The 17,407-nt window shown below is 43.3% G+C and carries 20 protein-coding genes; 10 read left to right on the plus strand and 10 right to left on the minus strand.

The window, feature by feature from the left end:
* Positions 1–38 precede the first annotated feature (38 nt).
* Genes AC0KVP_RS14320 through truA form a run of 3 tightly spaced genes read left to right on the plus strand, consistent with a single transcriptional unit; the run spans position 39 to position 3,171 of the window.
* A complete protein-coding gene (locus AC0KVP_RS14320; protein WP_473337503.1) occupies positions 39–1,343 on the plus strand; it encodes a hypothetical protein in 1,305 nt (434 codons plus the stop codon).
* Positions 1,344–1,392: 49 nt separating this feature from the next.
* Positions 1,393–2,361 carry an asparaginase gene (locus AC0KVP_RS14325; protein WP_473337504.1) on the plus strand — a complete coding sequence of 323 codons (969 nt, stop codon included), beginning with the start codon at positions 1,393–1,395 and terminating at the stop codon, positions 2,359–2,361.
* Positions 2,362–2,373: 12 nt separating this feature from the next.
* Complete coding sequence (gene truA / locus AC0KVP_RS14330) at positions 2,374–3,171, plus strand: tRNA pseudouridine(38-40) synthase TruA (protein ID WP_473337506.1); 798 nt, start codon at positions 2,374–2,376, stop codon at positions 3,169–3,171.
* Between the two features lie 87 nt (positions 3,172–3,258).
* On the opposite strand, the gene AC0KVP_RS14335 is transcribed toward truA, so the two are convergent.
* Positions 3,259–4,266: an AraC family transcriptional regulator gene (locus AC0KVP_RS14335; protein ID WP_473337508.1), complete on the minus strand. Its 1,008-nt coding sequence runs from the start codon at positions 4,264–4,266 to the stop codon at positions 3,259–3,261.
* 230 nt (positions 4,267–4,496) lie between these two features.
* Here AC0KVP_RS14335 and infA point away from each other — a divergent pair, with 230 nt between their 5' ends.
* From infA to AC0KVP_RS14350, 3 genes are all read left to right on the plus strand, one after another.
* The gene (infA, locus tag AC0KVP_RS14340; protein ID WP_004692529.1) at positions 4,497–4,718 is read left to right on the plus strand and encodes a translation initiation factor IF-1; all 222 of its coding nucleotides are present in this window, start codon (positions 4,497–4,499) and stop codon (positions 4,716–4,718) included.
* 156 nt (positions 4,719–4,874) lie between these two features.
* Positions 4,875–5,249, plus strand: coding sequence for a hypothetical protein (locus tag AC0KVP_RS14345; protein WP_473337510.1), 375 nt, complete (start codon positions 4,875–4,877; stop codon positions 5,247–5,249).
* Between the two features lie 117 nt (positions 5,250–5,366).
* The gene (locus tag AC0KVP_RS14350) at positions 5,367–5,795 is read left to right on the plus strand and encodes a hypothetical protein (RefSeq protein WP_473337512.1); all 429 of its coding nucleotides are present in this window, start codon (positions 5,367–5,369) and stop codon (positions 5,793–5,795) included.
* 53 nt (positions 5,796–5,848) lie between these two features.
* On the opposite strand, the gene leuB is transcribed toward AC0KVP_RS14350, so the two are convergent.
* The 4 genes from leuB to leuC all read right to left on the minus strand — a co-directional run bounded on the left by leuB (position 5,849) and on the right by leuC (position 9,731).
* Positions 5,849–6,928, minus strand: a complete 1,080-nt coding sequence (gene leuB / locus AC0KVP_RS14355; protein WP_473337516.1) for a 3-isopropylmalate dehydrogenase — start codon at positions 6,926–6,928, stop codon at positions 5,849–5,851.
* A gap of 37 nt (positions 6,929–6,965) precedes the next feature.
* Positions 6,966–7,526 (minus strand): hypothetical protein, encoded by a 561-nt coding sequence (locus AC0KVP_RS14360; protein WP_473337518.1) that lies wholly within the window; start codon positions 7,524–7,526, stop codon positions 6,966–6,968.
* A 99-nt stretch (positions 7,527–7,625) separates the two neighbouring features.
* Positions 7,626–8,276 (minus strand): 3-isopropylmalate dehydratase small subunit, encoded by a 651-nt coding sequence (gene leuD, locus AC0KVP_RS14365; protein ID WP_473337521.1) that lies wholly within the window; start codon positions 8,274–8,276, stop codon positions 7,626–7,628.
* Between the two features lie 21 nt (positions 8,277–8,297).
* Positions 8,298–9,731, minus strand: coding sequence for a 3-isopropylmalate dehydratase large subunit (leuC, locus tag AC0KVP_RS14370; protein ID WP_087011311.1), 1,434 nt, complete (start codon positions 9,729–9,731; stop codon positions 8,298–8,300).
* A gap of 500 nt (positions 9,732–10,231) precedes the next feature.
* On the opposite strand from leuC, the gene AC0KVP_RS14375 reads away from it, so the two are divergent.
* Both AC0KVP_RS14375 and AC0KVP_RS14380 read left to right on the plus strand, forming a co-directional pair.
* Entirely contained in the window at positions 10,232–10,468 is a 237-nt protein-coding gene (locus AC0KVP_RS14375; RefSeq protein ID WP_004692541.1) for a DUF2061 domain-containing protein, read from the plus strand.
* Positions 10,469–10,628: 160 nt separating this feature from the next.
* Positions 10,629–11,486 (plus strand): LysR family transcriptional regulator, encoded by an 858-nt coding sequence (locus tag AC0KVP_RS14380; RefSeq protein WP_004692542.1) that lies wholly within the window; start codon positions 10,629–10,631, stop codon positions 11,484–11,486.
* Positions 11,487–11,544: 58 nt separating this feature from the next.
* Here AC0KVP_RS14380 and AC0KVP_RS14385 read toward each other — a convergent pair whose 3' ends face one another.
* The 3 genes from AC0KVP_RS14385 to AC0KVP_RS14395 form a co-directional block, all read right to left on the minus strand.
* Complete coding sequence (locus tag AC0KVP_RS14385; RefSeq protein ID WP_473337523.1) at positions 11,545–12,051, minus strand: DUF2628 domain-containing protein; 507 nt, start codon at positions 12,049–12,051, stop codon at positions 11,545–11,547.
* Positions 12,052–12,121: 70 nt separating this feature from the next.
* Complete coding sequence (locus tag AC0KVP_RS14390) at positions 12,122–12,367, minus strand: DUF2789 family protein (RefSeq protein ID WP_004978928.1); 246 nt, start codon at positions 12,365–12,367, stop codon at positions 12,122–12,124.
* 212 nt (positions 12,368–12,579) lie between these two features.
* A complete protein-coding gene (locus tag AC0KVP_RS14395; protein WP_473337526.1) occupies positions 12,580–13,230 on the minus strand; it encodes an HAD family hydrolase in 651 nt (216 codons plus the stop codon).
* 182 nt (positions 13,231–13,412) lie between these two features.
* Here AC0KVP_RS14395 and AC0KVP_RS14400 point away from each other — a divergent pair, with 182 nt between their 5' ends.
* Positions 13,413–13,895, plus strand: a complete 483-nt coding sequence (locus AC0KVP_RS14400) for an RNA pyrophosphohydrolase (protein WP_004692547.1) — start codon at positions 13,413–13,415, stop codon at positions 13,893–13,895.
* Positions 13,896–13,976: 81 nt separating this feature from the next.
* A complete protein-coding gene (gene ptsP / locus AC0KVP_RS14405) occupies positions 13,977–16,274 on the plus strand; it encodes a phosphoenolpyruvate--protein phosphotransferase (protein WP_078389544.1) in 2,298 nt (765 codons plus the stop codon).
* 6 nt (positions 16,275–16,280) lie between these two features.
* Here ptsP and AC0KVP_RS14410 read toward each other — a convergent pair whose 3' ends face one another.
* Positions 16,281–16,469: a DUF7230 family protein gene (locus AC0KVP_RS14410; protein ID WP_004978921.1), complete on the minus strand. Its 189-nt coding sequence runs from the start codon at positions 16,467–16,469 to the stop codon at positions 16,281–16,283.
* A gap of 189 nt (positions 16,470–16,658) precedes the next feature.
* Positions 16,659–17,273: a LysE family translocator gene (locus AC0KVP_RS14415; protein ID WP_473337529.1), complete on the minus strand. Its 615-nt coding sequence runs from the start codon at positions 17,271–17,273 to the stop codon at positions 16,659–16,661.
* Positions 17,274–17,407 lie beyond the last annotated feature (134 nt).

Consider the following 17,407-nt stretch of genomic DNA (forward strand, 5'->3'; position numbering starts at 1 on the left):
ATGAACTTGCACAAAGACAAGTTCAAAAGGGGTAAAACATGCTTATTTATGTGATTCCATTTATCTTACTATTGGTTGTTGCCATAGTCTTAAAAAAGCGTGAGGCGAGTAAAGAAGCAGAACCAAAAACTCAAAAAGCAGTTGCTGCAAAAAACAAAGCCAAAAAAACCAGTTCGTCTAAAAAATCCCCACAACAAACTCAAGTCGTTGAGGATGTTATTGCTAAAAAAGCCACGACACCACTCGCCACAGATCTACGGAATAAAATTGAAGGTCAAATTCGCGACCGCAATTTCTTCTCAGCTGAAGCACAAATCAACCAAGCCCTAAATAAAGACAATTCACAACACGAATTATATTTACTGCTGCTCGATATTCACTTACTCCAAAAAGATGAGTTTGCCATCAGCCAATTGCTGAATCATTTACGTTCTTTAGAACTGGATGATATTTTGGCGCAAGCAGAAGCCAAAATATCGGATTACGACCAATTACATCAAAATAGCCGCGACACACTTGAATCAAAATCAATAGGAGTTGTTCCATCAACACCTAAATCAATAGAAACCATCAATACTGCTGACTTCGATGCCCTGATGTCATCAAATAATCCTGCGCCCGCTCCTGTGCAGGCTTCTGTTGTTGAACCTGTTCAAGACATTAAACCGCTTGATTTTGATACCTCAGCATTTACCACTACAACAACGGCTCAACCTGAACCGAGCATCGAAGTTCAAAGCTTAGATTTTGATATCTCTAGTTTAAATACACCAACAGCAGAACCAGCCAAACCTGCTGAAGAACTTAAACCGCTCGATTTCGGTTCACTCTCTTTAGAAAGCACACCTGCTCAACCAGCAGAAACTGCTGCAGCCGACATCCAACCTTTAGATTTCTCATTCAATCTCGACACAGCGCCTACAACAGCGCCAGAAGCAGAAATTTCGCCGCTTGCTGAAGATGAGCGTCCTGAATTTACATTTGATTTTTCAAGCAAATCCACGGCTGAAGCGGCAAAAGACATCCCTGCTTTTTCTTTCGATACGGTTAGTCCAAGCGAAGCGATAGTAGAAGAAACACCAGCAGTTGTTACGCCAAACCTCAGTTTTAGTCTAGAGTCTACTGCACCTGCCAATACGGTGGATCAAAGCGATCCTCTGGTACAGTCTTTCCCTCAACTGAGCGAAATCAATGAAATACACTTAAACCTTGAATTGGCTGAGCAATACATTCAACTTGGCGCTTTCGAAGCTGCACGTGAAATTTTGGTTGAACAAGAACCAAATTACTCTACGGAACAACGTCAGCAAGTCGAACAGTTGATGAGTCGCATAGCATCCTAAGCCATTTCGTTTTAAACTAAAGCAGTCATCACCGACTGCTTTTTTTATAATGAAAAAAATTGCGCTTATCTATATGGGTGGAACCTTTGGCTGTATTGGCGAACCCTTACAACCAATGCCTGCCAAAGACTTTATTCCCAAGCTCACACATGTCTTGCCGATTCATCTCGACATTGAATGTTTTATTGCACCTGTCATTAAAGACAGTAGCGCCTGTACGGCTGCAGACTGGTTATTGCTGATTCAGCAGATTCAACAATTGCAACTGCAACAATTCCAGCATTTTGTCGTGATTCATGGCACAGATACCTTAAGCTATGCCAGTGCTGTCGCGGCACACTTTATTGCAGATTCCGCACGTGTGGTTTTCACAGGTAGCCAATATCCATTACTTAATGTACAAGGCACAGATACGCGTGAATTTAGCGATGCGATCAGTAATTTGAATTTTGCCTTAGATGCGGTGATGAAACATCCTGTCGGCGTGTATCTGGCTTTTCATCAACAGGTATTGCATGCGCAAACTGCGCTAAAACGACATACTACTGAACTAGATGCTTTTACAGGCGTCATGGCTGAACAGACGATTCCACATAGCTTTAAAACGCAGATAGTACAAACAGGTGATGTAGAACAGTCCCACCTGTTCAATTGCCTCAATCTGATGATGCAGCCTGTTGCCTTGGTGCAGCAAGTACAAAACTTGAGAAATCTACTCCCCGCACCGCCTCATTTCCTCATTTTGCAAGGTTTTGGAACGGGTAATTTAGCTGTGAATGCCGAGTTGATAGCACTTTTCGATGAATTTTACGCACAAGGCTGTGTTGTTATCTTAAGTACCCAAGTCCCTTTCGGGCGTACGGATCAGCGCTATGCCGTTGCCGCGTGGACAACCCAAGCCAAAATAATTGTCAGTGATTGCCTCGGGCATGCAGATCTGTATGCCAAAGCCCTCAAAATGTATTTACAATACCCCACCGCTGAAGCACGCTTCAGCCATTGGTATGATTTGGGTTAATTTGAGGTACATATGCAACGTTTTGCGATCGGCATTGAGTTTTGTGGAACACACTATCGTGGTTGGCAAACCCAGCAAACAGGTGTGATCAGCGTACAAGAGACGATTGAAAAAGTACTCTCTAAAATTGCCAATGAACCGATTAGCTTACATGGTGCAGGTCGTACCGATGCGGGCGTCCATGCCACCAATATGGTGGCGCATTTTGATAGCTCGGCACTTCGTTCAGAGCGCGGTTGGTTGATGGGTAGCAACAGCCAACTGCCAAAAGATATCTCGATCCAGTGGATCAAAGCGATGGATCAAGACTTTCATGCACGCTTCAAAGCGCAGGCACGTCGTTATCGCTATGTCGTTTATAACCACCCGCAACGTCCTGCTCTTATGCATAAACAAGTCACACACGCTTATTATGCGCTAGATGTGGCGAAGATGATGCAAGCCGCGCAAAAGTTTGAAGGCACGCATAACTTTGAAAGCTTCCGCGCAGCCGCATGTCAATCCAATCAACCTGTGCGCCATGTCAGCCATTGTCGCTTGATTCAACATGGTCCATATTTGGTCCTCGACATTCAGGCCGATGGCTTCTTACACCATATGGTCCGCAATATCATGGGCTGCTTACTGGAAATTGGTCAAGGTCTGTATGAAGTCGAGCATATTGAGACGATTTTCGCAGCAGAAGACCGCAAAGCCGCAGGCATTACAGCTCCTCCTGATGGGCTATATTTCATTCATGCCGACTATCCAGCGCAGTTTGAGCTACCAAAGCAGCCGCTTGGGCCGCACTGGCTAAATATGCCTGAATAATTTATTTTTGAATCCTCCCCCTAGCCAGCTTTTTCAAAGGAGGGGAGAAATTCCTCCCTTTTATAAAGGGAGGTTAGGAGGGATTTCTTAACGCTGCTTACGCTTGCGATATTCAACAGGGGTTTCATTGGTCCAGCGTTTAAACGCACGATAAAAGGTACTTGGCTCAGAAAATCCAGTCAAATAAACAATACGCTCTACACTTTCAGCTGTATTGGCCAAAAGTTTTTTCGCCAAACGGCAGCGATAATCGGACAAAATTTGCTGGAAGCTGGTATTCGCCTCACTCAGCTGTGTCCGTAAACGCCTTGGGGTAATACTGAGTTGTGAAGCCACTGTTTCAAGTGTGGTTTCGCCACTTTCTAAAGTTGAACCTATAGCGCGACGTACTTCACCCACCAAATCATAACGGGCTAATTCTTGAAGTTTTTCAATCGCTAACTGCTCATGCAGTTGTAATAATTCAGGTTCCGCCTGCCACAACGGATAAGTTAAAATACTTGGGTCAAAATATAGGCGGGTTTCTTTTTGCCCTAGACTGACAGGGCACTCATATACGCGGAAATACTCATCATCAAACGCGCCTTTACTGAAGTTAAAATCAATATAGATCGGTTCAAAGCGCCCTTCAGTAATAAATTTAAAGAACCGTAAAATACCGGACATCGCACATTCAGAAAAATGTCGATTGACCAAATTTTCAGCCCACGGTTGTTCCCCATTGGTCAAATAACACCGGTCATCTTCAACCACCAACTTGGCATGAAAGGCATCACTGATCAATCGCTGATAAGCCAAAGCGCGTTTCAAACCCTCACCAAAGTTTTCGGATGAAATAAACAAATGCTCAATCACTTGACCACGGTATAAAGGCAGATTTTCGCCCAAATGTAGACCGATGTCTGGATCGCGACTCACCTCTTCTGCCGCCACCCAAAAAGCGTATTGTGCGCTCAAAGGCGTACGCTCATTGGTTTCCATCTGATTTAATGCAACACCAGCCTTTGTTAAAATTTCTTCTGTTGGCAACCCTGAACGACGAATCGCTTGGTAGCCTAATCGCAATACAACCGATGCATCCGTTAGCTGACCCACGCTAGAACCTTCCTTGTATGTTCTTCATTTATACATAAAACATTAAAATTAGATTAACTGCGATTGACCGAACTGACAACAACTTATACAGTTTTTTTGTTGAAAATATTTATTCCGCTCGTTCGCTTATTTTACTGACAGATGATCAGGCAACCGCCCATTCCGCCTTGTTTTATGCAAAAAAATTGACTATAATTTGCGCCTTTCCAATTTATTCATTCAGGTAGGCTATGGCCAATAAAGAGGAACTCATCGAGTTCGAAGGCGTTGTCACCGAGACGCTTCCTAATACTATGTTTCGTGTACGTTTAGAAAACGGTCATGAAGTGATTGCTCACATCTCTGGTAAAATGCGTAAACACTATATTCGCATTTTGACTGGCGACAGTGTTAAAGTAGAAATGACACCTTATGATTTGTCTAAGGGTCGTATCACTTATCGTGCGCGCTAAGTTTTAGCGAAGCGAAAAAGCCACTTTTTAAGTGGCTTTTTTAATGTCTGCGCTCAGACTAAATGTTATAAATCGACTATATTTAAACCAACAATCAAACTATAATTTAATGCGATAACAACCTAATATGCCAAAACAATAATGAAGACAACTTCAATGAAGCGAGCAATTTTACTGTTCCCAATACTCTGTGTTGCTTGCGCCACAACAAGCCAAACTCAGCTCAACCAAACCTTACAACACTATATCGGACAATCGTCAGATCAAGTTCAAAATCAACTCAACCTCAATAGCATGGGCTATAAAGTGCTCGGTGCTCCTGTACATACCCTAGAGAAACTGACCTACACTCTGTTACGTAATATGCCTATTCCGATGGGAACCCCCAACCTTGGAACCAGTGTCAGTATGGGTGCACCCATTCCGACACCTTCCAGCGGTAGCCTGAATATTGAAATGAAATGTAAAATTGAGTTCAGACTGCATGATGATCTTGTGGAATCTATTCACTACATCGGCAAAGCGTGTTAACGGCTGCGTTATGTTGAGTCGCCTACATACCGTTTATCTCAAATTACTCGAAACATACTCAAACGAACGTTCAGATATAAAATACTAAAAGGGTCTTTCTCTGCTTAGGGGATGATCATGAAGCCCTTTATTGTCAGTTGTTTTAGTTCCATCTGCTTTCTACTCCTTCAAGCTTGTAGCAGCTCTCCAGCACAACACCAGACCGTCGTTTCACCCGCTAAAATTGCGCTCCCCGACTATTTAGAACAATATATCGGCCAAGATGTATCGAGCATTCGGCGCGAACTCAACTTACGTCAGCTCGGTTATGAAACCTTAGGTGCGCCGATTCAAACACCAAACCAACTGAGTTACACCATTGTCAGGCGGATTCAAATTCCTACCCCTATGCCCACTATGCGTAGCGACAGCAATATCGGTGCGATTCCTATTCCCACACATACACCATTTTATGATGTTCAGTTAGAGTGCCAAGTCCACTTCTTGTTAAAAGATAATATTGCGCAATCAATTCAATATCGAGGTAAAGCCTGTAAAGGTTATTAAATTTTGGGCATAAAAAACGCAGCGGTTAGCTGCGTTTTTAAATTATTTTTGGCTTAGTTCAGTGCAGCCACAACCGCCTGCCCCATTTCCGCAGTACCCACTTTGCTCATGCCTTCAGACATGATATCAGCGGTACGCAAGCCTTGATCTAGGACATTGCCTACTGCATCTTCAATCGCTTGAGCAGCAGCTTCTTCACGGAAGGTATAACGCAACATCATAGCTACCGAAAGAATAGTGGCTAATGGGTTGGCAATATTTTGTCCTGCGATATCGGGCGCCGAACCATGGCATGGCTCATACATCCCTTTTGAATTTTCATCTAAGGATGCAGATGGCAACATCCCAATGGAGCCTGTCAACATCGCGGCTTCATCAGACAAGATGTCACCAAATAAGTTACCTGTCACAATCACGTCAAACTGTTTAGGCGCGCGCACCAACTGCATTGCAGCATTATCGACATACATATGCGACAAGTTAATGTTTGGATAGTCAGCTTCTTTCATCGCCGTTACGGTTTGCTTCCAAAGCTCCGTCACTTCAAGGACATTGGCTTTATCAACAGAACAGACTTTTCCGCCACGTAAACCAGCCATTTCAAAAGCCACTTTCGCAATACGCTTAATTTCAGACTCAGCATAAACGTCGGTGTTAAAACCTTGTTTTTCACCATTCTCAAGTTCACGAATACCACGTGGCTGACCGAAGTAAATCCCGCCAGTTAATTCACGAACGATGAGAATATCAAGACCCGCTACAATTTCAGGCTTCAAGCTTGATGCATCTGCCAATTGCGGATACAAGATGGCTGGACGTAAGTTCGCGAATAAATTCAATTCACTGCGAATTTTTAACAAACCACGCTCTGGGCGAATCGAACGCTCAATGTTGTCCCACTTCGGACCACCCACCGCACCGAGTAAAATCGCATCTGCATTTTTGGCTTGTACTGCGGTCACATCTGGATAAGGTGAACCGTGTGCATCAATGGCAGCCCCACCGAGTAGACCCTGTTCCCACGTTAAACCTAAATTGAATTGATCATTGACTCGTGTAAGTACCTGCTCTGCGGCTTTTACAATTTCAGGACCAATGCCGTCACCAGCCAAAATCAAAATATGTTTAGACATGAAATATTCCATTGTTGGTGAGTTCTGACTCACACGATTAAAGTTTTTGTTCTACAAACTCGCCCAAGCCATTTAAGACATTGTAAGGTTTGCAAAAACGACGAATTGTTCTTTGGTTTTGCTTTAAATCGACACACAAAGGATCAGGTGCAGACATATTCAACAAGCTTCCCTGATGTCGACTGCGCGCACGGAACATTCTAAAGGTGTAACGTTCCGCAGGCTTAAAACGATGAATCACATGCAGTGTTTCAGCGCGATCGACCGAAACGGGATAGAAGCGAATCACCAGTTCATGTTGCCCCGCTGGCACTGACAAAAACAAGGCATTCACTTCATTCAAATCATCTCGTTTTAGACGCACGACCTTCTCTCGAATGGCCTCACGGCTGACACGATGATTGTCGGCATTCACAATTTTGATCTGATTCCATCGTTCAAATTCGCAGTTCACTGTACCAGTACAGTAAAGCTGCGCATTATTTTTACTCGCTGGGGTATCCTGAATCCGCTTTATGCTTGCCGTATTCATGCTTTGGCAGGCAGTTAATGTTCCCACCAAAGCCAGTAGAGCGATACGACTGTAACTCGTCACCATTGTTCAAGCCCAACCTTTACCAGTAGCAAAACGTTTAAAATTCTTTTGCTCGATATTAACAAGAGATGGACCCAAGCACTAGATGCATCGAATTTTCAATTAAGCATGAATTTCAGCAAACACCCACGGACGTGATGCTTTGGTCTTTTCTTCATAGGCTTTGATGTCATCTGCAACCTGTAAAGTTAAACCGATATCATCCAAACCATTTAACAAACAGTGCTTACGAAACGGATCGACTTCAAATGTGAAGGCTTCTCCCAATGGTGTACGCACTTCTTGCGCGTCCAAATCAATCGTCAACTGATAACCTTCTGTTGCTGCACATTCTTTGAAAAGTTGGTCAACAATTTCTTCAGACAAAATCACAGGTAACATGCCATTTTTGAAACTATTATTAAAGAAAATGTCGGCATAGCTGGGTGCAATCACGGTACGGAAACCATATTCTTCCAATGCCCACGGCGCATGTTCGCGGCTTGAACCACAACCAAAGTTCGCACGAGAAATTAAGATGCTCGCCCCTTGGTAACGTGGCTGATTCAATGCAAAATCAGGGTTTTTAGGACGTTTAGAATTGTCTTGCCCCAAAAAACCTTCATCTAAATAACGCAATTCATCAAATAAGTTTTCACCAAAACCCGTGCGCTTAATGGATTTCAAAAACTGTTTTGGAATGATCAAGTCTGTATCGACATTGGCACGGTCTAAAGGTGCAACGATACCTTGTTCAACGGTATATTTTTTCATGTCTATGCTCCCAAGCCCGAATTAAAATGAACGCACATCGACAAAGTGACCTGCAATCGCTGCTGCGGCTGCCATTGCTGGACTCACCAAATGCGTACGACCGCCATTGCCCTGACGACCTTCGAAGTTACGGTTAGAGGTCGATGCACAGTGCTCACCGGGTTGTAATTTGTCTGCATTCATTGCTAAACACATTGAACAACCTGGCTCACGCCATTCAAAGCCAGCTTCAATCAAAACTTTGTCTAAGCCTTCAGCTTCTGCTTGAGCTTTGACTAAACCAGACCCTGGAACCACCATGGCTTGTTTAATGGTACTTGCCACTTTTTTGCCTTTAGCCACTTCAGCTGCGGCACGAATATCTTCAATGCGCGAGTTGGTACATGAACCAATAAAGACACGGTCTAACTGAATATCTGCCAACGCCTGACCTGCGGTTAAACCCATATAGTTATAAGCACGCGTCCAATCATTGCGTTGCACTTCATCTTTGGCTTGTTCCAAAGTTGGTACAGCTTGAGTCACTGGAATCACCATTTCAGGCGATGTACCCCAAGATACTTGTGGCTCAATCTCTTCACCTTGCAACACAACCACAGTGTCAAAATGTGCATCTGCATCCGAATGTAAAGTATTCCAATACGCAACCGCAGCATCCCACTGTGCGCCTTGTGGTGCATATGGACGGTCTTTGACATAAGCAATGGTTTTGTCATCGACAGCCACCATACCCACACGTGCGCCACCTTCGATTGCCATATTACACACCGTCATACGACCTTCGATCGACATATCACGGAACACTTGACCACCAAATTCGATGGCATGACCTGTACCACCTGCAGTACCAATTTTACCGATAATGGCTAAAACCACGTCTTTCGGTGTTACGCCCTGACCCAATTGACCATCAACACGTACCAACATGTTTTTCATCTTCTTTTGAACCAAGCATTGGGTCGCCAATACATGCTCCACTTCAGATGTACCAATCCCGTGTGCTAAACAGCCAAATGCACCATGTGTTGCCGTATGAGAATCTCCACAGACCACCGTCATGCCCGGTAAAGTCAAACCTTGCTCGGGCCCCACCACATGTGCAATGCCTTGACGCACATCATTAATGTCAAACTGCACCACATTAAAGGCTTTACAGTTGTCATCTAAGGTTTGAACTTGGATACGTGAAGTATCATCTTCAATACCTGCAATTCCTTCTGAACGCTCTTTGGTCGATGTGGGAACATTATGATCGGGGGTTGCCACATTCGCACTTAAACGCCATGGTTTACGACCCGCTAGTTGTAAACCTTCAAAGGCTTGCGGGGAAGTCACTTCATGTAATAAATGACGGTCGATATAGAGTAAAGCCGAGCCATCGTCACGTTGTTTTACTAAGTGGTCATCCCACAATTTGTCATACAATGTTTTTGCTTGTTGGTTTTCGCCTGCCATGTCGATTGACTCCACTGGACTGGGTAATTCTTTCATTAAAATCGATTATAACGACGATTTCACATAAATCTAATTTATCATTTTTATTAATTTAAAAACTTTTTGGAATTATTTTAAATTCATACCTCTTTGTTTCAATCCCTTTAATTGCAAGCCCTCACTGCTGGTTTTAATCCAAGCGTTATACGCCTATTTATCAACCTATTGTAGACCTCGCAGTATATTTCCTAGCTCAGCCATACAAGGTTTATCTCCTCTATTTAGGCTGATGCTTTTTGAAGCTCCCTCCGTTTATCTGAAGAGAAGGACAGCGACCTATTCCTAGACAAAAGAGTAAAATCTACAGAAGCTTGTTTTCTCAAGTCAAACATTCCAAACAATCGACTGCATCGCCTCGCATTCAAAAACCCAATCACGAGCAATTAAAATTTCATTTTGACTTTATTAATGATAATAATTACTATTTACAAATGAAAGACATTATTGAGAGGGTATTTATCATGGCGAACATTCAGAAATTTGTAGCAAACAATCAGCGCATATTCAAAAAAACCCTAAGCTATTACATCATGCACATAACCGTGGCCATGATTGTGGCTTATTTTGTCACAGGTAACTTATGGATGGCGGTCACCCTCAGTTTATTAGAACCAACCGTGCAAGCCTTCGCATTCTTTTTCCATGAACGTATTTGGGAGAAAAAGAACCGTACAACCGAAGAAAATATTCCCGCTTAAGCCTTTATATCAAGCGCCCTCTCAACTCTCCAAAAGATCACATCAAGTGATCTTTTTTTATTTTAGTCCAGACCAAATAACCTACCGTTCATTTTAAAGATCGCAATTCATATAAAATTATTTTATAATTTAATTATACTTTCATAACTAGATTATCCTTATGAATCTTGCAGCCTTCGAAGCTTTTGTAAAAGTCATGGAAACCGGCTCTATTTCTTTAGCCGCAGATCAACTCTTCATTACGCAACCTGCTGTAACCAAACGTATTCATAGTTTAGAAGAATATTTTGGTGTGAAACTGTTTGAATCTGCTGGTCGTGGTGTACAAGCCACGCATGCCGCACATTCATTGCTGCCTAAAGTTAAAAACTGGCTAAATGAACTGGGTGACATTCATCACACCTTGAGTCATGAACAAGGCATGGTCCAAGGCAAACTCAAAATTGGCACCAGTCATCATATTGGTTTACATCACTTACCGAGCCATTTACGTAGCTATGTGCAAAGCTTTCCAAATGTCACCTTAGATGTGCACTTTGTCGACTCCGAGCAAGCGCATGAAAAAGTACTGGCTGGCGACTTAGAATTGGCTTTTTTAACGCTTCCACCCAAACTCGATGAACGTTTGCAGTACGTCACCATTTGGGAAGATCCTTTAGTTTTTGTAGCAGCACCATTTCATCCGTTGGCACAAATGCAAAACCTACAACTCGAAGACCTGATTCAGTACCCAAGTTTATTGCCTGCATCACAAACCTATACCAGCCAAATCACCCTAGCAGAGTTTGAAAAACAAGGGCTGAAACCTAAAATCACCATGAGCAATAATCCACTCGAGTCGATTCGTATGTTGGCATCGATTGGACTGGGTTGGTCAGTGCTTCCAAAAACGATGATTAACCAAGACCTACAGCAGTTGAATGTGAAGTTCGAAATGAACCGTCAACTTGGTATGGTTTGGCATCCGGGCAGAACCCAATCTCGTGCGGTGCAAGAACTGATTGCAATGATGAACTAAGCTTTGCAAGCATAAAAAAACCATCCACAAGGATGGTTTTTTATTTTGAGCGAGCGAATTAAGACGCACTTATGGCCAGTGCAATGAGCCCAAGCCAAATCACCAGCAAGATCGAACCTGCTATGAGATTTGTACCCCCACGATTTTCTAATTCCGTATTGACGTTGCTATTTCCAAATTGGCGAATTTTGGCAATCTGCTGATCGACATGATGCTTATACAAGGTATTCCCAAACATTCCAAAGGCTACGGCCAAGCCGATATTTGCACCAGAACTTTCAATCCCCAAAAGTATTTCAACCATCCCTATCGCCACAATCAAACCAATGGCCATAAAGCCATAACTGTACATTTTTCGATAAAACAACCAGACCACGCCTAAGAAAAAAGCGGCAATATTAAAGCCTGCATATTGTTTCTTTGGCGTGATTTTTTCAAATTGAGCTTGATAGTAAGACTCATATTTCGCACCGATAAACAGGGCACGATCTTGTTCTAATTGATTAACTGAAGCTACAGAATCTAAAGACGTAGAGTCAGAAAAAGCTTGATGATCGAAAGACATAAATTTCTACTTTTATCTTATTTTTATAAAGAGAGGCAAAGCTTCGACGCTCAGCCTCTTTGAGTTCTACTTATTTTTGGATCAGTGAATCTTCATGCAGGGATTCATTCAGCTGATCTACAATAATAGCCCACTCACCATCCGATTTAATTTTTTCTGCCAAAAACTGACGCTGCGCTTCAGTCCAATACTCTGCGTCAACAATCGTGGTTTGTGCATTGAGCTGATGCGTTACAATAAACAACGCGATGGCCTCTTCACTCGCATCTAAACCGAGTTGCTCAAACAGGTGGGTCATTCTTGGTCGTACACTCATATTTTTCTCCACGCTTATGTTCTAATTTTTCATAGTCAAAATAGTTCTAACCAAGGTTCAACATAGCATATTTGGTTAATTTTCCAAGATCAGCCCACCTCTAGCCCGATATTTTATTATCACTGTACGCACTTTTCATTTTTGACGTCGATGCCTTTCAAATAAAAAAGGCTGCCCGAAAGCAGCCTTTTCAAATAACTAAAGACAGATACTTAAATCGACCAGTCTTGGATTTCCCATGCCTGCTCTTTAGCCAATGCTTCTAGGCGGTCATCTGGATTGACGGCAATGGCATGGTCAGCGTATTCCAGTAAAAAACGATCATTGATGGAATCTGAATACGCCCAAGACTCGCTGACATCACGCCCTGCAAGCCATTGATCTAAACGCGTCAATTTGCCTTTTTGATAGCATGGTGTATTGATCACTTTGCCCGTGTATTTACCCTCAACCACTTCAGCATTGGTCGCAATAATTTCACTAATCCCAAATTCACGAAAAATTGGTGCCGTTATAAAATCAGAGGTTGCGGTAATGCCAACCAAAGCATGTCCAGCATCGCGGTGTTTTTCAATGGCGGCAAAACCTTCGGGACGCATTTGCGGGCGAATCACTTTGTGCATGAACAGTTCATGCAGTTCAGTAAGGTAGGCATTGTCATGTTGAGTTAAAAATTCAAATACAAATTCATTATAGGCAATCGGGTCGAGCTGCCCTGCTTTGTAGTCTTCATAAAATTTATCGTTCATGGCGCGATGGTGAACTGGATCGACCAAGCCTTCATTCACCAAAAACTCTCCCCAAGAATGATCTGAATCGGTGTTTAACAAGGTGTGATCGAGATCAAATAGCGCCAATTTCATGAAAATACTCGTAAAAACTGAAATTTAAGAAAAAATTTGTAAATCTATCTCCGCTAGTCGATAGAAATTCGTTAAGATCATAGCAATTTTAACATTTTTAAACTTTGCTTTTTTCGAGTTGGATACAGAAATAAAAATCCCCGATCGCAAAGTCATAAATTACACAATATTTAGGTAGCCAAATGATCGATTCGGAAGGTTTCCGACCCAATGTCGGGATCATTTTGGCAAACGAGTTTGGACAAGTTTTATGGGCAAAACGCATTGGACACAATGCTTGGCAATTTCCACAAGGAGGTATCCAATATGGAGAAACCCCTGAACAGGCACTTTATCGTGAGCTGAGAGAAGAAGTTGGCTTACTGCCCGAACACGTCCAAATTGTAGCGCAAACTAAAGGTTGGCTGCGTTATCGTTTGCCGCACCGATACATTCGTACAGATTCTGATCCCGTATGTATTGGACAAAAACAAAAGTGGTTTTTACTCAAACTCACTGCTCCCGCTCAGAATATTCGTTTGAATTTGTCTGATCCGCCTGAGTTTGACCAATGGCAGTGGGTCAGTTATTGGTACCCACTGGGGCAAGTTGTGAATTTTAAACGCGATGTATACCGCAAAGCGATGGTGGAGCTGTGCAATCAGCTCCCTCAAAAAAAGCCTTAAAAAATCTAGACGTCCTACAGATTTTTTAAGGATCTCTTGTTATAAATAAGTTGGACGCACATTATTTTTGGAGTAGACGCGATGTCGAATATGCAACTGGATACCCTTCGACGCATTGTACAAGAAATCAATGCGTCCACCAGTTTGCATGAATCACTCGACATTATGGTCAACCATGTGGCGGAAGCCATGCATGTTGATGTTTGCTCCATCTATTTACTCGACGAACGCAATCAACGTTATTTGTTGATGGCATCGAAAGGTTTGAACCCCGATTCGGTCGGCCATGTTTCACTGCATACCAGTGAAGGCTTGGTCGGTTTGGTGGGGCAACGTGAAGAAATCGTCAACCTTGACAATGCACCGAAACATGAACGTTTTATGTACTTACCTGAAACAGGTGAGGAAATTTATAACTCGTTCCTCGGTGTACCGGTCATGTACCGTCGTAAAGTGATGGGCGTACTTGTGGTGCAAAACAAAGAGTCGCAAGACTTTAGTGAAGCCGCAGAATCTTTCCTCGTCACGCTCTGTGCTCAGCTTTCAGGGGTCATTGCGCATGCGCATGCGGTGGGCAATATCGATGTTTTTCGTAAACCGAGTAATTTACCCGCTTACAAAACCTTCCAAGGTGTCCCGGGTTCAGGTGGAATTGCATTAGGCCGTGCTGTCATTCTCTATCCCCCTGCGGATTTGGCCGCTGTCCCTGACCGTGAAGCCGATGACATCAGTGAAGAGTTAGAGCTGCTGGATCGTGCTCTCACCTCTGTGCGTGATGAAATCAAATCACTTGATGACAAAATGCAAGATGCCCTCATGGCGGAAGAGCGCGCCTTGTTTAGCGTGTTCTTACGCATGTTGGATGAAAATGCGCTGCCAGCGGAAATTAAAGAACAAATTCGTGATGGTAACTGGGCACAAGGTGCGGTGCGTATCGTCATCGACAATCACATCGATCTGTTTGAACAGATGGAAGATGACTATCTCCGTGAACGTGCCGCGGACTTAAAAGATCTCGGACGACGGATTTTGGCTTATTTACAAGAAGCTGACTCCAGCCACCGTGAACTCACCGATGAAAGTATTCTGATTGGGGAAGAAATCTCAACCGCAGCCTTGGTAGAACTGCCAGTCGATAAAATTGCAGCCATCGTAACCACCGAAGGCGCCATGAACTCGCATATGGTGATTGTGGCTCGCGCACTCGGTATTCCAACCGTGGTCGGCGTCACTGAACTGCCGATTAATACCCTCGATGATGTGGAAATGATCGTCGATGCGCACCAAGGGCGTGTGTTTATTAATCCACCTCGTCGTTTACGTAGTCGCTATAAAGAAATTCAAAAAGAAGAAGAACAAATAGCCAAAGATTTAAAACAGTATGAAACCAAAGACGCCATCACTCCTGATGGTGTGGCAGTCAAACTGTTCGTCAATACTGGCCTGATGATTGATGTAGTCCGTGGTGTACAACGCGGCGCCAAAGGCGTTGGTCTATATCGCTCTGAAATTCCGTTCATGTTGCGTGATCGCTTCCCGGGTGAAGAAGAACAGCGTGCGATTTATCGTCAACAGTTGAGTCACTTCGCCAACAAACCTGTGGTGATGCGTACCCTCGATATCGGTGCCGATAAAGACTTGCCTTATTTCTCAATTGAGGAAGAAAACTCAGCTCTCGGCTGGCGCGGTATTCGCTTTACGCTCGACCACCCTGAAATTTTTTCTTCGCAGATCCGCGCCATGCTGAAAGCCAGTATTGGTCTCAATAACCTACACATTCTACTGCCGATGGTAACCAGTGTCAGCGAAGTAGAAGAAGCGTTGTATTTACTGGAGCGGGACTGGGTCGCGGTACAAGAAGAAGAACAGGTCAAAATCACTAAACCAAAAATCGGGATCATGGTCGAAGTACCAAGTGTCTTATTGCAGATTGAAGAGTTTGCAGAGTTGGTTGACTTTTTCTCAGTGGGTTCAAACGACTTGACACAATACTTACTGGCCGTTGACCGTAATAATCCACGGGTTGCTAATGTCTACTCACATTTCCACCCTGCAGTTTTACGTGCGCTCACCCGCTTAGTTAAAGAGTGTCATAAGTACAACAAACCGGTCAGTATTTGTGGGGAAATGGCGGGCGATCCTTTGTCTGCGATCTTACTGATGGCAATGGGCTTCAATACCCTATCAATGAGCTCAAGTAACATTCTGCGTGTACGCAAAGCCATTTGTCATGTCCCAATGCCAGATGCGGTCGAATTGTTAGAACGTGCCTTGAAAATGAGTAATCCACTCATTGTGAAAAGTCAAATGGAATATTATTTTAAAACACATGGTTTGGCCGATATGGTCAAATCCGCAACACGTATCGTGACGGCTTAAAGGTCTTTAAACCCAAAGAACGGACATTAAAAAAGGGAGATAATCATCTGAATATCTCCCTTTTTTGTGCTTGTCATAGCCTCGTTTTGCATTTTTCTTTCGGTCTACAAAGACTTGGCTTTGGTTAACTTCATGCATATGTTTAGCCACAAAGTTGTGAATCACAACTTTTGGCTCAGCTTTCTTCTTTGCCATTTTTTTCACCTTATTGATGTGATCATCTCACTGATGATGCGGTAGAAATTTTACGCCTTTTTGAACGTATTACAAGTGATTTTGGCTAGGCCTATGTCCCCCAACTCATGCGCTATTTTCCAATTCAATTACAGGTTATGGCAATGCTTTATTTTGCACTGCCTTTGATCCATATGCTTAAAATGTCGCTTAGACATAAAACTGTTCTAACAATAAAATCATCGCAATCAACATCATCAATGCCCCTGACACTCGACTGACCACCCTAGCAGCCTGTGGACGCGCTCCCAAAACTTTTTGCGCACTAAATCCAACCAAGAAATAAACAGCCGCGCAACTCATGAGGTGAATTCCCGCCAATAAAACAATTTGAGAGGTGGGCGACAAAGCCGCTTGCGGGTCGATAAAGGGCGGCAATAAAGCCAAAAATAACAGCAGGACTTTCGGATTTAAGCCACTTAAATAAACGCCTCGAATGTACCATGACTTTGACGATGCGATGGCAACCTGATCACTACTAATACTCGCAGGGCGCATCGATAGGCTCAGCCCCATCCACAGCAAATAAACAGCCCCAACACCCGTGAGTACTTGAAGCAATACGGGCTGACTGGTCACCAATGTCCCTACACCCGCCGCAACAATCAGTGCCGCCATCAAATGCCCAGTTAATAACCCGGTCACCGCAGGCAAGACTCTTTTGCCCTGTATTCCGGATGAAATGGCATAAGCCCAATCTATACCTGGGGTCATCACAAACAGGATCGAAACACCCCAAAATGCAATTAAAATATTCAGTGACATCCCTTTACTCTCTTATCTATCATCATTTTGAGGTTTAACCCAATTAACAAATGATCTGCATCAAATAATTTTGAAAGGATATCCTTTAGGCTCTAAAATGTGCTTTCAAATATTTGTGTAATAACACCTAAAAA

The sequence above is a fragment of the Acinetobacter sp. DL27 genome (assembly GCF_055810995.1).